Consider the following 18,975-nt stretch of genomic DNA (forward strand, 5'->3'; position numbering starts at 1 on the left):
GAATAATTGTAGATCTGCCTTCCCAGCCTTGAATGGGGCGCGAAAGCCAAAGAAAAATCCAGTACAGACGCGACATGTCGCGTCTCAACGAGCTTTCACGCCTGCTGCGGCTGGACGGGCGTCCCATTCCCGGCCTTTTTTACGGCCCAAACAAAGGAAAATAATACTTCCCGGTAAACCACCACTGCAGTACAGTTTAATTCATCAACCCGGATTATTGACGAAATAGTAAAAAACAAGAGAATGAACCCATGAGATTGTTTGATCTATCAAAAATCACTTATTGCTCAAATTTGAGTGCCGCTGCGACGGGCTGCGAAATTTGTCCGTGTAGTTCGTTAAAAGAAAAATGACGTGCTCAAGGTACACTAGTACCTTTTCCGCTGTCATTTTTCCTTCGCCTCATGCACAACCAAATTTCCTGGTGAATAGTCCGGGTTCTAAAAAAAATGTAAGGGTACGCCCGATCTCAGTCGTAATCCCACCGAATTAAGCCCGGAAAAATTCTATGAACTGGAACATATTACATAAATATTTGCAGGGTACCTGCAGTGAAGAAGAGCTCCAGGCACTGGGAGACTGGTTGCGGGATGATCCTGCCAACGAAGATTTTTTCAGCTCCTTTGTCGAAGAGTGGAGCACAGAATCGACCGTCGATTTCGAAGAAGACGCGCGGGCGGAGTGGATCCGGTTTCAAGAAAACACATTTCAACCACAACCGGGTCTTGAGAGGGAATACGCGCTAAATCCCTCCAACGCGCGAGGACGCGTCAACGGAAAACCGTATAAGCCCGTGAACCGGCAGCGCCGGCGCGGGCGTGCCTACTGGATTTATTCCGCTGCCGCGGCGGTGTTGCTGGTCGCCGCCCTGGTGTTTGTAGTTCAGCAGTTCAACGCGGAAAGTACGTTAGAGCAAGAGCAGCAGATAACCTACCAGGAGATCAATACCGTGAAAGGTCAGCGCACCAGCCTGAAGCTGAGCGACGGTTCCAGTGTGGTACTTAATGCGAGCAGTACGCTGCGCATTCCCCAGGATTACGGCAGGGAGACCCGCACACTGTACCTGGAGGGAGAAGCCTTTTTTGAGGTTGAGCACGACGAAAACAATCCGTTTGTCGTCATCTCGCACCAGACCTACACGAAAGACCTGGGCACCGCTTTTAATGTGACGGCCTACGATTCCACCCAGGTGGAAGTGGCAGTCGAGGAGGGGCTGGTCTCGCTCGGGAAAATGGAAGAGGACACCCCGCAGAAAGAGATCGTGGAGATCACTCCCAACAAGCTGGGAATTTTGAAAGAGGTTGGCGGCCTAACGGTCTCCGATATTAATGATATGGACCAGTACACGGGATGGACCCGGGGACGACTGGTATTTAACAGCACGCCGTTTCCGGAGGTGCTGGACCGGCTGGAGCGCTGGTACGATATCGAGTGCATAATCGAGGAAGATGCCGAAGAGCTGTCAGATCGAACCTTGACGGCGACCTACGACAACATGCCGATGAGCGAGGTGCTCAAGGTGCTCTCCATCTCGATGGATGTTTCGTACAGCCGCGAGGGCAGAACTATCATTTTCACTAAAGGGAACGATTTAGGAGAATATGAACAAGTCAATACAAATTAAACGGAGAAGATATATGATGTTGGGGAAAAAGATACGGAGCCTACCGTTAGTAAAATGTTTGACACTCTTGCTGTTTGTAGCATGTATCAGTGCAGGGGGAGCGTTTGCCCAGGACAGCCAGGAGCTGCTCGTGGATTTGAACAAGGAGGTACTGGCAGACATCCAGGATGAAAATGCCGCTTCCGGCAAATTGATGAAAATTGTTCAGCTTGAGGAGGGGCAGCACATGCTGCGGGAGGTTCTGCAGGATATTGCTCGCCAGGCTGAACTGAAGCTCACGTACAGCGAGCAGATTACGCCACTAACAGAAACATTCACCGTAGAGGAGCCAAAACAACTGACCGCAAAACAGGCGCTGTGGAAAGTGTTGGAGGAGACGTCCCTGCGTTTCGGGATCTCCCCCACCGGCCAGCTCTTCTTTTTTGAGCGCATGGCGGAAGGAAAGGCACCAATCCAGCTGGAGACGGTTTCCGGCCAGGTCACGGACGCCGCCTCCGGTGAGCCGCTGCCCGGTGTCAACGTAGTGGTGAAGGGTACGACCACGGGTACCTCCACCGACAGTGAAGGAGGATTTGAGCTGGGTGTTCCCACCCTGCAGGATACGCTGGTGTTTTCGTTTATAGGGTATCAAACACAGGAGGTGCCGATTAATGGAAGGACGAGTATAGACGTTGTGTTGCAAACCCAGGCGGTTGCTGGTGATGAGGTAGTAGTAGTGGGGTATGGAACCCAGCGAGAACAAACTTTGAGTGGGAGTATATCTTCTGTTAATGTGGAAGAAATGGAAAAGGTTTCTACGCCTACTGTAGGCCAAGCTATGATGGGTAGAACTCCTGGTGTTTTGTTTACAAATCCTAGTAGTCATCCCGGGCGCCCTGAAATGGATATTAGTATTCGTGGTTTTGGGGATCCACTTATTATTGTTGATGATAATCCTGTCTCTAAGGAGTATTTTCAAGAACTAAGTTCTAATGACATAGAGAGTATCAGCGTACTGAAAGATGCTTCTGCTGCAGCTGTGTATGGAGCTAGGGCCGGTAATGGTGTAATTGTTGTTGAGACGAAGCAAGGATTAACTCAACCACCACAGTTCAGTTTTAGTAGTAATGCATCATGGCAGTTCGAGCCTAACCCTGCTGGAGTTGTAGGGTCACCAGAGTATGCTGAAATGGAGAATGTAGCACTTTGGAATGAAGGTCGTGAGCCAATATGGACCCAAGAAGAGATACAGCTATTTAGAAGTGGTACTGATCCAAATTATCCGAATAATAATTATAGAGAGTTGGTGATTGAAGATTACGCGCCTCAATTTCGAAATAATCTTAGTGTAAGGGGAGGTAGCGAAGACGTCACTTATTTTGTGTCTGGAGAAATGTTCAATCAGGACGGTATACTGAAAAGTGATGACATCAATTACAATCGATATTCACTTCGTTCCAACTTAGATATCGATTTGACAGATCAATTATCATTTGGAATTAATCTGTCAGTTATCAATCGTGAATATTTTGGGCCAAGTACGGAAGCAGATCGCGCTAAATCGGATGAAGGTCTGGGACCTGAATCAATAATGATGAGAATTTGGCGTGCACGGCCCTATTGTAGGGAGGATCATTTTGATGAAGGTGATACCTTTCGGCTTCGGGCACATTGCGGAGGGGTAGCAGTTTCCCCTACCGTATTGATGAATGCTGATTGGGTAGGTTTCTATGATTGGACAGAGTTGTATGGTTTTGGTAAAGCCAATCTTGAGTATGACCTTTCCGAGGACCTACTTCCAGGCTTGGCGATCGGAGCTGAATTTGATTTTGGCAGGCGCTACTTCCGACAGAAAGAGCACCATAAAAGAGCCATGCAGTATGATCGAGATCCGGAAACAGGAGAATTTATACCGATTCGTGCAGCAAATGCCCAATCACGTGTGGTAGAAAGCCGAGCGTTTGAGAATGAGCTAAATCAAAAGTATCGTCTGAGATATGAAAATGAATTTAATCAACACGATGTATCAGTGTTAGCCTTGTATGAACGGTTAAGTGAGAGTACCGATTCAACGAGGGCTTCGCGCCGACGTTATATACTGGATAAGCCATACTTATTTGCAGGTCCTGATCGGGATAAAGACAATTTTGGTACTGCTTTTGAAGGTGGAAGAGTAGCATATGTTGGCAGAGTTAATTATTCATACGCAGATAAATACTTGTTGGAGGTAAGTGGAAGGATTGATGCTTCACCAAATTTTCCACCTGACTCGCGATGGGGATATTTTCCATCTGCTTCAATTGGATGGCGTTTATCTGAAGAGCCATTTATAAGTGAAAACGAGAGCCTTTCATTTATTGATGATTTAAAATTACGTGTTTCTCATGGCAAACTCGGTTTTGATGCAGCTGGAGCCTATCAGTATTTGTCAACTTTTGATTTCTCAAATCCGTATTTGTATACAAATGGTCAGTTAACAAATAGCTTGGCTTCCGGACCGTTGGTAAATCCTAATATCACTTGGGAAACAATGTATACATCAAACTTTGGAATTGATTTTGATCTGTTTGATAATCAGGTTCAAGGTTCAGTGGATTACTTCTATAGATTACGGAAGGATGTTTTGGGAAGTCGAATACAAGAAATTCCTGATGTCGTAGGCGCTGAATTACCACAAGAAAACTACCAAAAATATGACGACAGAGGAATTGAAGCTTCCGCGAGCTATAATTATCAAACCACCAATTATGGTTTTAGTATTGGAGGAAATATTACATGGTCCAGACGAAAAACACTCATCACTGACCAGCCCGATTTTTCTACAATGGAAGAATACCGTAGAGAAAACTTAGAAGGAGAGTGGACAGATCGTGACTGGGTATGGATGACGGATGGACTTTTTACGTCTAACGAAGAGATAAACAACTATGGCGTAGATATAGACGGACGGAATAATGCTACAATACGACCTGGAGATTTAAAATATATCGATTATAACGGTGACGGCAGAATTACAGAAGCTGATCAGATAGTATCCGGCGGAGGGCAACGTCCCGACCTTTTATTTGGTTTTGACCTTTCTGTCAATTGGAAAGGGTTTCAGCTGGGAACGTTATGGCAGGGAGCAACCGGGTATAATATTAATATGATGCAAAGCTCTTGGAGTATTCCATTTCGATGGGGCGATAGTCCAAGACCTAAAATGTACACGGATTCATATGTACCGGAAGGTCAACCATGGATGGATCCGAATACTGATGCTGATGCGCTTTATCCGCGCTTCCGCACATGCTGCCCAACTGACCATCCGAGCTGGCAAAACGGATCAGATCACTGGTTAGTTGATGGTTCGTACCTTCGCCTTAAAAATGTTGAGCTGTCATATAATCTCTCTGAACCGCTGTTATCACAATTAGGTTTAAGGAATGCCAATGTGTCCTTAGGCGGATATAATATATATACTTTCTTTTTTGCAGATTTTCCCATGGAAGAATTTGGTGATCCTGAAGTTATAACAGGTACGGGTAACTTTACTGGATATCCAACTTTAGGCTCTTATCAGATAGGCATAAACCTTGGGTTCTAATGGGGGTTCAAATACATGTAAATCAACATCAATTTATATTTTTCAAACAAAATTTTGGACCAGGATTATGAAAACAAGATATCTCTCGATAATAGCAATAGCCATTGTACTTATCTCATGTAAGGATATACTCGACACTCAACCGATAGATAAGGTTCTTGAGGATGAGGTTTGGCAGGATACGGAATTGATTCGTTTACATTTAACCGACATGTACGCGAAATTCCCATTCAATATGTTTGATGCCCATGCTTGGGCTAGCTGGACTGATGAAGCTACCCAATCCAGTGGAAACAATCATCCTATTCCAGAGGGACGAGTATCAAATAACCTCGATTCTCCGGAATATTGGGATTACGAATATATACGGGAATTGAATGTATTCTTGGAAAAAGTTGCTGAGGCTTCAATACCTGAGGCTGATAAAAATCAATTTGCAGGTGAGGCTAGAGTGATGAGGGCTGTTGCCTATTTTGAGTTGCAAAAGCGGTATGGGGGGGTTCCATTGGTAGATGTGGTTCTCGATCCAAATGAGGAGGTTGATGAGCAATATTCAAGCAGAAGTAGTGAAGAAGCGATAGCTGATTTTATTAATTCAGAATTGAATGCGGCTATCGATTTGTTAGGAGAGAATACTGAACCCAAAGGACAAATTAATCAATGGACAGCATATGCTTTTAAGGCAAGGGCAAATCTGTACAGCGCTTCAATCGCAAAATACGGTTCTGTTCAATTGGACGGGCTGGTTGGTATACCTCAATCCAGAGCGGATGAATTCTTTCAGAAAGCTTCTGAGGCAGCTAACACTGTGATTGAATCAGGTAGCTATTCACTTTTTGATCAGATTCCAAATAGAGCAGAAAACTATCGTAATATTTGGATAAATGAGAGTAATGATGAAGTGATTTTTGAAAGAGTTTATGACGGTGTAAATGTCGGGCATAATTGGGATGTTAATAACGTGCCGCAAACATTGTCCTCAAGAAATGGGGGGCATACCAATCCAACGCTTGACTTTATTATGGGCTATGAAAACGCCGATGGTTCAGATGGGCAGCCTTCATTTGGGCCGGATCACCTGTATGAGGACGGCTGGGATTTATTCAGTGATAAAGACCCGAGGCTTCATGGCAGTGTCATATTCCAGGGTGACATGTTTCATGGACAGGAGATTCAAATGTATGAGAGTACAGACCCAAGTCCGACACCTGATCCAAGTTCAATTATGACCGGAGTAGATCAGACCTATCAGGGAGTTCCAGTCTCAGGAGCTAGTTCAAGAGCTCACCCCGACGATAGAAAGGCTCCCAATACAGGATTTCTAATAAAGAAATTCAGCGCCGAACCTATGGTAGGAGAGAATGCTAGCCATGGAAACTGGATTGAATTGCGTTTGGCTGAGATGTATCTGACTAGAGCAGAAGCCGAATTTGAATTGGGGAATCTTGATATCGCGGCAGAGGCTTTGAATGCAACTCGTGAGAGAGCAGGAATCAGTACGGTCGATGGTAGTACTATTACTTTAGACCATGTGCGGACCGAACGAAGATCAGAACTTGCGTTTGAAGAGTCTCGTTTTTGGGATCTTAGGAGATGGAGAACTGCGGTAGATGTCTTAAATGGTTTACGTGTACAGGGGTTGCGAATAATTCGTCATCATGAAACAGGACGGTTTTATTTCCTACCGATAAATGCAGAGGGTTACACTCGAGTATTCGAACCTCGTCATTATTATAACCCCATTACCGATAGTAGAATCGCTAATAACCCGGATTTAGTAGAAAACCCTGGTTATTAAAATCATAATAAAAAATTTTTGAGCTATGGAATTTAAAAATACACAAAATTATATAATCGCCGTCTTGTTAATTTTAATTATGACCAGTTGTGAAGGTCGAGTCACCGATTTTGGTTATAACGCCAGTATTTCTGGGCAAGTTTTGGACCAATCTGGTAACATTGTATCAGGTGATATTACAAGTGCTAGTTTCAGTGTCCAAGCGCTTGGTGAACAAGATGAACTACCCATGGAACTGCGCATAAATGGTGACGGAACATATGCCAATACAAAATTATATCCTCAATCATATACGGTTTGGCTTGAAGGTCCAATTATTTCATCGCAAGAAATTACAGTGGATTTAAGTGATGGAGGCGATGTCACCCATGATTTCACTGTAACGCCTTTTCTTACTATTCCTCCTCCCGAACTTAATAGTAGTGCGACCTCCTCTGAAGTTTCGGTTAGCTATAGTGTTAGGGAAAATGAAGGTCATGTAGCTGAGTTAATAGAAGTATATGTAAGTACAGTGGCATACCCAACACATACAACTGGCTCTGGTACAGGCTGGCATACACAGACAGAAGAGATGAATGAAAATGAGGGCACGGTTACTGTATCGGGACTGGAACCAGGCACTCAATATTTCATTCGCATCGGTGCTAGAGCTGAAGATGCAAATACAAGAAATTTTAGCGACCAAATAACTGTCACAACTCCTGAATCTTAATTTAAGTTTGTGTGTGCTAAATGATGAAAATAATGCGGTTATGGATTGATTTGTTAGTGGTAGTTATAATTATATCTCTGATATCAACAAAATCCTTGATGGGTCAAGATGGTACGGATTCAGATCCAGAGAATGAAGATTGGGAGGTTCTCTTTAATGGTGAAGATTTGAGTGGGTGGCATTTGCTTAATGGCCAACATAAAGTAGAAGTAAAGGACGGGGTGATTATCGGAACCTGTATTGCGGGTCTCCCGAACGGTTTTTTGGCCACCAAAGAAGAATATGACGACTTTATTCTCGAGGTTGAGGTCAAAGCGGATCTGTTGCTACATAATTCCGGTATTCAGTTTCGTAGTCTGAGTCATGAAGAATATCGGGACGGTCGTGTTCATGGTTATCAGGCAGAAATTGAACTCTCTCCACAAGGATGGAGTGGTGCAATTTATGATGAAGCTCGAAGAGGATGGTTGTACATCCGGGAGGACTTTAAGTCATCTGTTACTGTTAAAAACGCTTGGAAGAACAATCAGTGGAACCGTATCAGAATCGAAGCAATCGGCACTAACAATAGAGTTTGGGTGAATGGCGTACCCACCTCACATTTAGTAGATGATGAAACTACAAAAGGGTTTATTGCCCTTCAATTACATGGAAATATACGTGAGACAGCCCCACCAGGAAATCATCGAGTTTACATGCGAGATGTGCGGATACAAACAGAGGACTTGGAACCTGCTCCATGGGACAGCACATTCGTTTTAAACTTGATACCCAATCACATATCACCCCAAGAAGAGTATCAGGGTTTTGAATTGTTGTTTGATGGTGAAACAACTAAGAACTGGAGGGGAATCACTCAGACCGATTTGCCTAATAAAGGATGGGAAGTTGCTGATGGGGCTCTAACTATTATAACATCTGGTGAGGAGGAGCTGAAGCAATCACTACTTCAGAGATCTCCTGCTGAACCTGGTGGGGGAGTAATGAAGACCGAAAAGGAATATGGGCCATTTGAATTAAAATTTGAGTTCAAACAGCATAGTGAAGGAGCTATCCCTGGCATTGAGTATATGGTCCAAGAATCTGAGAGAAATGCAATTTATGGACGGTTGGCGGCGAATAAAACCAATGAATTTGTGGCTCAATGGACTCGATATGGTATAAGGAAAAAAGTAGGTGATTGGAATCAAGGTGTTATAAAGGTTAATCCTGACAACCAAGTTGAATATTGGCTTAACGGACGTCCAATTCTCAAATATCAACGACTTTCCGACTCACCTGTTAAAGGTCATATACTACTGGATGATTATGGCGATACGGTATCTTATAGAAGTATTAAAATACGTGAATTATACTAATTTTAATTAAATAATTTAAGTAATAATCCATCATAGCATGAAATTGTTTGTATTATTTAACGTAAACATGTTTGTTTCTTTGCTACTTTTTTTATCTGGCTGTGGAAACATAGAATCTGATATGACCACCAGTGACTCAGAAAGTGAATGGAAGCATAGCTTAAATAATTATGAAAACTGGGGGATCTATCGGGGAGATCAGAAGGCAAATCAATATTCAGAGCTAGATCAAATCAATGCTGAAAATGTTCATCAACTTGAGAAAGCATGGGAATATGAATATGAGGGGGAACCCCAAGGACCCGGAATATATAGCAATCCCATCATCATTGATGGCTTGCTCTATTTCAACACTCCTCACATGAAAACAGTGGCACTGGATGCAGCAACCGGAGAGGAAGTCTGGGTATTTGATCCAGCTAAATATAATGATGGTGAAGTCGTTCGTAGTCGTTCACGTGGTGTTGTTTATTGGGAAGATAATGAGGGTAACAACCAACGAATTTTAAGTTCTGTAAGAGACAGAGTATATGCTATTGATGCCAAAACAGGTAAACTTATTGAACCTTTTGGACAGGAAGAAGATAGCAAGTTTATCGATTTACGGAAAGATCTAACAGTACCACCCGAATTAGCTAACATTGAAATCACTGTCCAGGGATCAGTATACAAAGACTACCTTATTTTATCTGGTCGTCAACCCGAAGGTAACCAATCGACACCTGGGCACATCCGAGCTTATAATACATTGACGGGAGAATTTGAATGGATTTTTCATACTATTCCGCAAAAAGGTCAATTTGGATATGACACTTGGGAGTTTGAAGAAAATATGCATTATGGAGGTGCCAATCCATGGGGAGGCTTTACTATTGATGAAGAGCGAGGATGGGTATTTGCCGCTACAGGCTCCGCTGCCGGGGAATTTATCTATGGGGGGCACAGAAAAGGAAGGAATCTATTTTCAAGTACGGTCCTTGCACTGGATGCAGAGACCGGTGAGCGGGAGTGGCATTATCAAGTTATTCGTCATGATATCTTCGATTATGACTTACCTCCAGCTCCGATTCTAGCTACGATCAACAAGGATGGAGAAACCAGGGACGTGGTCGTCCAGTTAACAAAAATGGGACTGATATTTGTTCTTGATCGGGATACAGGAGAGCCGGTGTTCCCCGTGGTCGACATACCCGTACCTGATTCAGATGTGCCAGGGGAGGAAGCTTGGCCGACACAACCCTATCCTGTGTTGCCTCCCCCCTTAGTTCGTCAACAACTTTATCGGTCTGACCTGACCGATATCACGCCAGAATCTCGTGATAGTGCATTAAAAGAGTTCAGAAAGTATGAAACTGGCCCTTTATACGATCCGGCTTCGATAGGAGGTACCATTGTGATGCCAGGCGAACTGGGTGGTTTGCAGTGGCATGGAGGATCATTTGATCCAGAGACAAATGTTCTTTATACAAATGCTAATGAAATTCCTTCAATATATAGACTAGAACCGTTAGAGCCGGATAACCTTGTAGGGGATAGAACACCGGTTCAGCGAGGGGCAAACATTTATAATACAAATTGTACAGCTTGTCATGGACTTAACAAACAAGGGAATCCACCATCTTATCCTCCACTCACAGATTTAAATAAAACTCCTGAGGAACTTCGAGCCAATATCGTTGAAGGAGTGGGTGGTATGCCTGCCTTTTCACAATTTTCAGAAGAGGAACTTGATGATCTGATTGTTTACTTAGAGAGTGATATTGAGGAGGACGGGGAGGATGAAGAAATGAGATCTGTAGAAGATTATCGAACTTCTGACGGTAATCCTCCAACTTGGTCTGGTGGAAGTGGAGCATGGGAATGGTCAACTACAACACCTCAATATGCACAAATAACTCCTTGGTTTCAGGATCATATGGGGTACCCAGCTATTAAGCCTCCTTGGGGTACACTTAATGCAGTAGATTTAGGGACAGGTAGAATCCTCTGGAAAGTTCCTCTTGGAGAACATCCTGAATTGGTTGAAAAAGGAATTCGAAATACAGGTACACTTAATATGGGTGGGGCCGTTGCAACAGCTGGTAACTTGGTGTTTATCGGAGCAACAATGGATGAGAAGTTTAGGGCATTTGATAAACGTACAGGAGATATTTTATGGGAGTTTAAACTCCCTGCAGGTGGATATGCAACTCCCAGTATATATCAGATTGATGGTAAACAATATATAGTGATTGCTGCTGGTGGAGGTGCAAAACCTGGAACTCCACTTGGTAAATCAGTTATTGCATTTGCATTACCGAGTCAAATATAATGAATTATTTAGATTCAATAATCACACAGAAAAGAAATGTAAGTAAAGACAAAAATTACGCTCTAAAACCAAGTTTTTAAATTTTAAGTGTCAAAATAGCGACTAATATAATGTTTATAAAAGGTGTCAATTGTGGGTTAAAGAAGATTGTTCTATTGGGATTAGCTTTATTTTTAAGCACCAGTACAATGATGGCACAGCGCGGTCCCGATCAGGACTACCAGGTGTTATTATTTACCAAGAATTTGACTTTTCATCATACATCTATTTCAACAGGTGTTGAAATGTTTAAAGATCTAAGTGAGGAAGGTTTTTTTGAATTGACATGGACTACAATTGCTAAAGATTGGTTTAATGATATTGAAGACTTAAGCCAGTTTGATGTAGTTGTTTTTATGAATACGTCAGGAAATGTACTGAACAAGACTCAGAAAAAAATTTTCCAAACGTATATTCGGAATGGAGGTAATTTTGTGGGTATTCATGGAGCAGCTTTTACTCATATGGATGATTGGGACTGGTATGCCGATCTTGTGGGGGCATGGCATAACGAAGCGTGGGGGAATAGTACTGCTGTTGTTAATGTCGAAAATCCCAATCATTCATCCACAGCCCACCTTCCTTCCAAATGGGTTGTAACGGAAGAATGGTACAACTTCCGGCAGATATCAGATGATATCAAGGTTTTGCTTACTGTAGATGAAGATACCTATGGCGATGACCGGATGGGAGATTGGCATCCAATTGCGTGGTATCAGGAGGATTTTAAAGGGACAGGAGCACGATCTTTTTATACCGTTTTTGGACACCCAGATGGAATGTACTCCAATCCATGGTTTCAACAACATATTTTGGGAGCCTTGTGGTGGGCGGCAACAGGGTATGGGCTTGACGGGTCGGGAACGGAAATAAATTGAGCTATAAAATGAATAACCACAAGTCCAATAAAATGATAACAACAGGCGACCGCTATTAAGCTAGCTGATATATTTATTTGATATGTATTGTTGAATAATGACAGTAAGAGATACAAGATTTGTGTTAATACTATTGCCCTAGTAAAAATTTAAATGTAAAGATGATAATTAACTCTATGTTAAGAAAAGGATTCAGTTTAAAGAAGTTCTTTTTTACAATATTAGTTTTGTTTATAAGCGCCAGTACAATGATGGCACAGCGTGGCCCGGATCAGGACTACCAGGTATTATTAATTACTAAGAGTCTGACCTTTCAGCATACTTCTGTTTCAACCGGTGTGGAGATGTTTAAAGATCTAAGTGAGGAAGGCTTTTTTGAATTGACATGGACGGGTATTGTCGCATCGACAGACCTTGCTGGCCGTTGGTTTGAAGATATTGATCGGTTAAGCCGGTTTGATGTAGTTGTTTTTATGAATACGTCGGGAAATATACTGAATAAGATTCAGAAAAAAGTTTTCCAAACGTATATTCGGAATGGAGGTAATTTTGTGGGTATTCATGCTGCGGCTTTTACTCATATGGATGATTGGAATTGGTATGCTGATCTTGTTGGTGCATGGCATAACGGAGAGTGGGGAGTTAGTACAGCTACTATCAATGTTGAAAATCCTGATCATCCATCCACAGCCCACCTTCCTACCAAATGGATCACAACGGAGGAATGGTACATTTTCCGTCAAATATCAGACAGTATTAATGTATTACTTACTGTTGATGAAGATACGTACGGGGATGACCGAATGGGGGATTGGCATCCAATTGCATGGTATCAGGAGGATTTTGAAGGGACAGGAGCCCGATCGTTTTATACCGCGTTAGGTCATACTGATGGAATGTACTCCAATCCATGGTTTCGACAGCATATTCTTGGAGCCTTATGGTGGGCGGCAACAGGATATGGGTTGGACGGATCATTGTCTACCGCGCCTACCGTTGAAGAAGAAAAGTCAATAAATTTAAATCAAAAGCAGAACTAGATCAAAAATAGAGGTATTAAGATGAGAAAATGGTCCAGATCAGAAATTGTTAGCAACCTAAAGCAAAAGATTGCAAAAGGCGAACCTATTATTGGTGGAGGGGCCGGTACGGGAATCTCGGCGAAGTGCGAGGAGGCCGGCGGTATCGATCTGATAGTTATATATAATTCTGGACGGTACAGGATGGGCGGGCGCGGCTCACTGGCCGGTATGTTACCCTTCGGCAATGCCAATAAGATCGTCAAGGAAATGGCCTATGAGGTATTGCCTGTAGTCCAAGACACCCCCGTACTGGCCGGAGTTTGTGCCACTGATCCGTTTATGATCAGAGGAAAATTTTTAAAGGAACTCAAAGAATTAGGATTTGCGGGTATTCAGAACTTCCCGACAGTGGGGCTAATTGACGGGAGTTTCCGTGATAATCTGGAGGAGACCGGCATGAGCTTCCAGTTGGAGATTGACTGCATCCGTGCCGCACATGAACTGGATATGTTAACCACCCCGTATGTGTTCGACACCGACGACGCCCGGGCAATGACCGAGGCCGGTGCCGATATCATCGTGGCCCATATGGGGCTGACAACCAAGGGGAAAGTCGGAGCGAAAACGGCCAAGACATTGGATGAGTGTGTCCCGGTTATCCAAGAGATTGTCAACACAAGCAAGAAGATTAATGATGAGGTGATCGTACTGTGCCACGGAGGACCTATTGCGATGCCTGATGATGCCCAGTATATCCTAGAGCGTGTGGATGGAGTCGATGGATTTTACGGTGCTAGTTCGATGGAACGTCTACCAACGGAAGTGGCAATTGAAGAGCAAATCAAAAAATTCAAAAGTATAAAATTTTAAAAAGCAGGAAATAACCATGACGAAAAAAGTTGTCGTTCCAGGAGCATTTGATAGTAAAGGAGAAGAGTACAGCTATCTGATTGATCTGATCAAGGAACAGGGATATGAGGTGGTAACTATAAACACGGGTGTGTTGGGATCGACAGATTTATTTGTCGTTGATATTGCCGCCGATCAGGTAGCCGAAGCTGGTGGAACCGATCTCTCCACCCTACGGGAAGAACGAGACCGGGGTAAGGCGATTGGTGTTATGTCAGACGGTCTTGCTTCAGTACTCAAGGAGCTATTTGAGAAGCATAATATTGATGGAATCATTGGGATGGGTGGATCAGCAGGAACTAATGTAGTGACTTCGGGAATGAGGGTATTGCCCTACGGTGTCCCCAAAATTTGCATTTCGACGGTTGCCTCGGGTGATGTGGCCCCGTATGTGGGTGTTAGTGACATCATTATGATTCCCTCGCTAATCGATATTGCAGGGATCAATTCGCTCAGTACAGCAATTTTTTCCAGAGCAGTCGGAGCATTGAGCGGGATGATAGAGATTAAAACCGATGGTCGGACCACAGAATCGGGGCCGGTGATTGCCGCTTCTATGTTTGGCAATACCACTCCCTGTATTGATGCCTGCCGGGAGGTACTTGCTGACAAGGGATTTGACGTTCTGGTCTTTCACGCGACCGGAACAGGGGGAAAGACAATGGAAAAACTGATTGATGAGGGGAGAGTTCAGGGAGCATTGGACATTACCACTACTGAGTGGGCTGATACGATCTGTGGCGGGGTATTTGATGCTGGTCCGGAGCGGCTTGACGGACCAGGGAAAGCCGGTATTCCTCATCTGATCGCTCCTGGGTGTATTGATATGTGCAACTTTGGTAACCCCTCCACGATCCCCTCGAAATATGAGGATCGTCTATTTTATGAATGGAACCCACAGGTGACACTGATGCGGACTACGGCCGAGGAGAATTATAAGATAGGGGAAGTCTTTGCTGAGAAAGCAAATCGGTCAAATGGCAAGGTTGCCTTTTTGATTCCTTTGCAAGGATACTCAATGCTGGATTCGGTTGAAGACGGGGAACCACAAATCTTTTGGGATCCAGAGGCGGACCAGGCGTTTGTGGACGGATTGAAGAGTGAATTGGATCCCGGGATTGAGGTAGCTCGGGTGGATGCTAATATAAACGATCCGGTTTTTTCGGACAAAGCCGTGGAGATGTTGTTAAACATGATGTAAGGGTTATTTATCTCAATTTAAAAAATACTTCAGGGATTATTTAAAAATAATGACTGATTTAAATATTAAATAAAAGGGATTTATAATGTTTCGATTAACAGTTATTTATGCTACGAAAAAGGATGGTCACTTCGATTTTGATTATTACGTTAAAAAACATTTACCACTGGTTCTTCCTCTTATTGGCAATAGTGTGATCCGAACGGTAGTAGGTCGGGGTATTGAAGGAATCGGCGAGGAGAATCCCCCCTACACTGCTATTGCGCAACTATATTTAAAAGATTTGGATGGGCTAAAGGCTGCCTTCGAAAATCATGGAGATGAAATTATGAATGATGTACCTAAATTCACGAACATTACACCGGTTTTAAATATTGAAGAGATCATTTCTAATGAAAGGCCTCTGGAGGAGAATTGAAAACTCGACATGTTTGAATAATTAATAATCAAAATTGTATAAATCATGACTGAACGTGAAAATGTTACTATGTCTGAAACGGAAGAGTCAAATATAATAACTATAAGTGACGATACTGCAAATCCGGCTCCACTGGGTCTTTTTGCATTTGGTATGTGTACGGTATTGTTAAGTTTGATCAATGCCGGCACGATCCCGATGGACTCGATGATTTTAAATATGGGTCTGTTTTATGGCGGTATAGCCCAAATTATGGTGGGAGTGATGGAGTCTAGAAAAGGAAATACGTTCGGGTGGGTTGCTTTCACCTCTTACGGTTTTTTTTGGGTTTCGTTTGTAGCGATTAATGTGTTTCCGGATATTGGCTGGATGGCAGCGGCTTCGGACGGAGGAATGATTGCCTATCTGGTCATGTGGTGTGTGTTTTCTGTGGTTTGTTTTATCGGCACATTGAAATTAAACCGGGTATTGCAGGCGATCTTTGGCTTAGTGGTATTGCTATTTGTGTTGTTGATAATCGGGGGTGCGACAGGCAATCAAGGGATCACCATGTTGGCTGGCTACGAAGGTGTAGTAACCGGGATAGTGTGCCTGTATGCAGCTGCAGCGTTTTTATTGAATGAGATGTATGATCAAAAGTTATTACCCATCGGAGAGCTTGAGCAAGCATAGTGTAAGAATATTTTCGAGATTAATCTATTGGCCTGCAAGTAATGACTTGCAAAAGTATAAAAATTCTTAGTCGGACACTAGTGAATTCCACTATTTAGACAGTGAAAATCTAAGATCTCATATCTATGATTTGTGATGTTTCCAGAGCTAGTTATAAAAGAATTTTTATGTTAACTCTTTTCCTTATTGCATGTGTACTTTTTTCTGGTATTTCACAAACCGTTAAAATTGAGGATAAAAGCCAGTCAGACCAAAAACCCAACATAATAGTGATGTATAGCGATGATCACACTGCTCAGGCAGTTGGAGCATACCAAGGAGAATTAAATTACGGTCTTAGACTTGATCATAGCCCAACACCCAATATCGACAGGCTGGCAGATAATGGGATGCGTTTTGATAAAGCATTTGTCACTAATTCCATTTGCAAACCATCCCGTGCGGTGTTATTAACCGGTCTGCTTAGCCACTTAAATGGTGTCCCAACTAATGCAGAGTCTATTTCAACTGACATAGAAACATTCCCAAAATTACTAAAACGGTCAGGATATCAGACTTCAATGATTGGGAAGTGGCATCTGGGGACTGAACCTCAAGGATTTGACTATTATGAAGTTCTCTACGGTCAAGGTCCATATTATAACCCTATCATGCGAACACCAAATGGCGATGTGGATCGGCAGGGACATACTAGCGAGGTCATCACTGAAAGTGCCCTACGGTGGTTGAAAAAGAAAAGAAATCAGGGGCAGTCTTTTATGATGATGTACAATCATAAGGCTCCGCACAGCAATTGGCTGCCTGGCCCGGACCATTTAGATGATTATCGTGACCGTAAAATACCCGAACCGCCAACATTTAGTACTGACTTTTCGGGCTTGTCAACCGCACCAGTGAAAGCTGATTCAGGGATGAGTATCAAAGATGTGTTGACTTGGGGTAGATTAACAGTACCATTACATCCTGAAACGGGAGAGCGTCACGAACACTGGTTGTGGCAAGTGGAAAATAACAGGTTAACCAAAGAACAGCTTGAACGGATTAATGAGGCTTATGAAGAGGGAAATGAATATCTGTACCAAAACTATGTTCAAATGACGGAAAAAGAACGTGAGCGATGGAAGTATCAACGTTATGTCAAAAACTACTTGCGTGTAGTTCGTGGTATAGATGATGGCGTAGGTCGTATTATGGCCTATCTTCAGCGCGAAAATCTAATTGAAAATACAGTAGTAATCTATGCCGGTGATCAGGGATTTTTCCTAGGTGAAAATGGTTGGTATGATAAGCGTTTTATATATGAGGAGTCCCTCCGCATGCCTCTTATTTTCCACTGGCCGAAAGGTATTAAGCCAGGGTCAGTAAATAAGCAACTAGTACAGAATTTAGATTTAGCACCAACAATATTGGATCTAGCAGATGTGGTAATTCCCGATCATATGCAGGGCAGATCGATAGTTCCCTTATTAAAGGGAGAAAAACCAGCAGACTGGCGTGATGCAGCTTATTACCATTACTTTGAGGGTCAGCCGATGGAGGATGTGCATTCACACTATGTAGAACAACATTATGGCGTGCGTACAGACCAGTACACTCTTGTACATTATCCTCGTATTGATGAATGGGAACTGTTTGACTTAGAATCTGAGCCGGAACAGATACAAAGTGTATATGGTGAACAAGAGTATTCCGATGAACAAAAAAGGTTAAAAGGGAAGCTAAAAAATCTACAGAGTCAGTACGGAGATAATTATTGGCAATCAGATCCAGATGAATATTGGGAATAAACAATATATCAGTTGTAATTATAGTGCAGGTTGTATCCATTAAAACATTGGCTTAACTATCTGTCATTATGAGAAGTGAAGGGTTATAGTATAAAAGATTTTTTAAAGGTAGATTGTGCTTCAGGATCTAACAATGGCAAATTATGGCAAAAATTCTCATTAGTTTTTAGATTGATAATTTTATTGGTGAGGATATAAGACTCTATCCGTATCTAAATAAGGGATGCTGTAGAAACTAAAAACAAGTAAAAGGATTCTATTATCGCTTATACATTGTCTTATTCAGTGAAAAATAATTAGACTTTTTGTTTGTATTTATGGTTCTGTTTAAATGGGGGTAAGATGAAAGTACATGAGTACACTCAGTTTCTTCAATAAGTATTTAGTTAATTTATTCATCATAGTATTTATTTTAAATAGAGTTATAGAAGCTCAATCCCCGGCCCCGTCCGATACCCTGCGGGCCTCCCTCGAGGCCATCGAGGTGCGGGCGGCCCATTCGGCGATCAGTTCTGAACAGCCTCCCTTTTCGCTGAGCATGCTGACCAACTCCAGCCGACAGCTTACCCACAAGGCCCCGATTACCATGGACGACCTGTTCACCCAGGTGCCGGGCATATGGATCAATGACCGTGAAAACTACGCCCTGGGAGAACGGATTACTGTTCGGGGCGTAGGATG

The 18,975-nt window shown here is 42.9% G+C and carries 13 protein-coding genes and 1 pseudogene; all 14 read left to right on the forward strand.

Going from position 1 to position 18,975, the window contains the following annotated elements; genetic code table 11:
* Positions 1-508 precede the first annotated feature (508 nt).
* Entirely contained in the window at positions 509-1,624 is a 1,116-nt protein-coding gene (locus ACG2E4_RS17165) for a FecR family protein (protein ID WP_395277353.1), read from the forward strand.
* Positions 1,625-1,691: 67 nt separating this feature from the next.
* A complete protein-coding gene (locus ACG2E4_RS17170; protein ID WP_395277354.1) occupies positions 1,692-5,189 on the forward strand; it encodes a SusC/RagA family TonB-linked outer membrane protein in 3,498 nt (1,165 codons plus the stop codon).
* A gap of 67 nt (positions 5,190-5,256) precedes the next feature.
* Complete coding sequence (locus ACG2E4_RS17175) at positions 5,257-6,987, forward strand: RagB/SusD family nutrient uptake outer membrane protein (RefSeq protein ID WP_395277355.1); 1,731 nt, start codon at positions 5,257-5,259, stop codon at positions 6,985-6,987.
* A 25-nt stretch (positions 6,988-7,012) separates the two neighbouring features.
* A complete protein-coding gene (locus tag ACG2E4_RS17180; protein WP_395277356.1) occupies positions 7,013-7,699 on the forward strand; it encodes a hypothetical protein in 687 nt (228 codons plus the stop codon).
* 98 nt (positions 7,700-7,797) lie between these two features.
* The gene (locus ACG2E4_RS17185; RefSeq protein ID WP_395277357.1) at positions 7,798-9,057 is read left to right on the forward strand and encodes a DUF1080 domain-containing protein; all 1,260 of its coding nucleotides are present in this window, start codon (positions 7,798-7,800) and stop codon (positions 9,055-9,057) included.
* A gap of 37 nt (positions 9,058-9,094) precedes the next feature.
* On the forward strand, positions 9,095-11,368 hold the full coding sequence (locus ACG2E4_RS17190; protein WP_395277358.1) for a PQQ-binding-like beta-propeller repeat protein: 2,274 nt from the start codon (positions 9,095-9,097) through the stop codon (positions 11,366-11,368).
* A 110-nt stretch (positions 11,369-11,478) separates the two neighbouring features.
* Positions 11,479-12,285, forward strand: coding sequence for a ThuA domain-containing protein (locus ACG2E4_RS17195; protein ID WP_395277359.1), 807 nt, complete (start codon positions 11,479-11,481; stop codon positions 12,283-12,285).
* Positions 12,286-12,461: 176 nt separating this feature from the next.
* Positions 12,462-13,325: a ThuA domain-containing protein gene (locus ACG2E4_RS17200; protein ID WP_395277360.1), complete on the forward strand. Its 864-nt coding sequence runs from the start codon at positions 12,462-12,464 to the stop codon at positions 13,323-13,325.
* A 21-nt stretch (positions 13,326-13,346) separates the two neighbouring features.
* Positions 13,347-14,177 (forward strand): phosphoenolpyruvate hydrolase family protein, encoded by an 831-nt coding sequence (locus ACG2E4_RS17205; RefSeq protein ID WP_395277361.1) that lies wholly within the window; start codon positions 13,347-13,349, stop codon positions 14,175-14,177.
* A 16-nt stretch (positions 14,178-14,193) separates the two neighbouring features.
* Complete coding sequence (locus ACG2E4_RS17210) at positions 14,194-15,417, forward strand: Tm-1-like ATP-binding domain-containing protein (RefSeq protein WP_395277362.1); 1,224 nt, start codon at positions 14,194-14,196, stop codon at positions 15,415-15,417.
* Positions 15,418-15,502: 85 nt separating this feature from the next.
* Entirely contained in the window at positions 15,503-15,835 is a 333-nt protein-coding gene (locus ACG2E4_RS17215; protein WP_395277363.1) for an EthD family reductase, read from the forward strand.
* A gap of 45 nt (positions 15,836-15,880) precedes the next feature.
* Entirely contained in the window at positions 15,881-16,507 is a 627-nt protein-coding gene (locus tag ACG2E4_RS17220) for an acetate uptake transporter (RefSeq protein ID WP_395277364.1), read from the forward strand.
* 125 nt (positions 16,508-16,632) lie between these two features.
* A complete protein-coding gene (locus ACG2E4_RS17225) occupies positions 16,633-18,294 on the forward strand; it encodes a sulfatase (RefSeq protein ID WP_395277365.1) in 1,662 nt (553 codons plus the stop codon).
* Positions 18,295-18,646: 352 nt separating this feature from the next.
* Positions 18,647-18,975, forward strand: a pseudogene (locus tag ACG2E4_RS17230) (hypothetical protein); the annotation flags it as partial.

The sequence above is a fragment of the Halalkalibaculum sp. DA384 genome, from assembly GCF_043951955.1.
In the GTDB taxonomy this organism is placed as follows: Bacteria; Bacteroidota; Rhodothermia; order Balneolales; family Balneolaceae; genus JAMQKA01.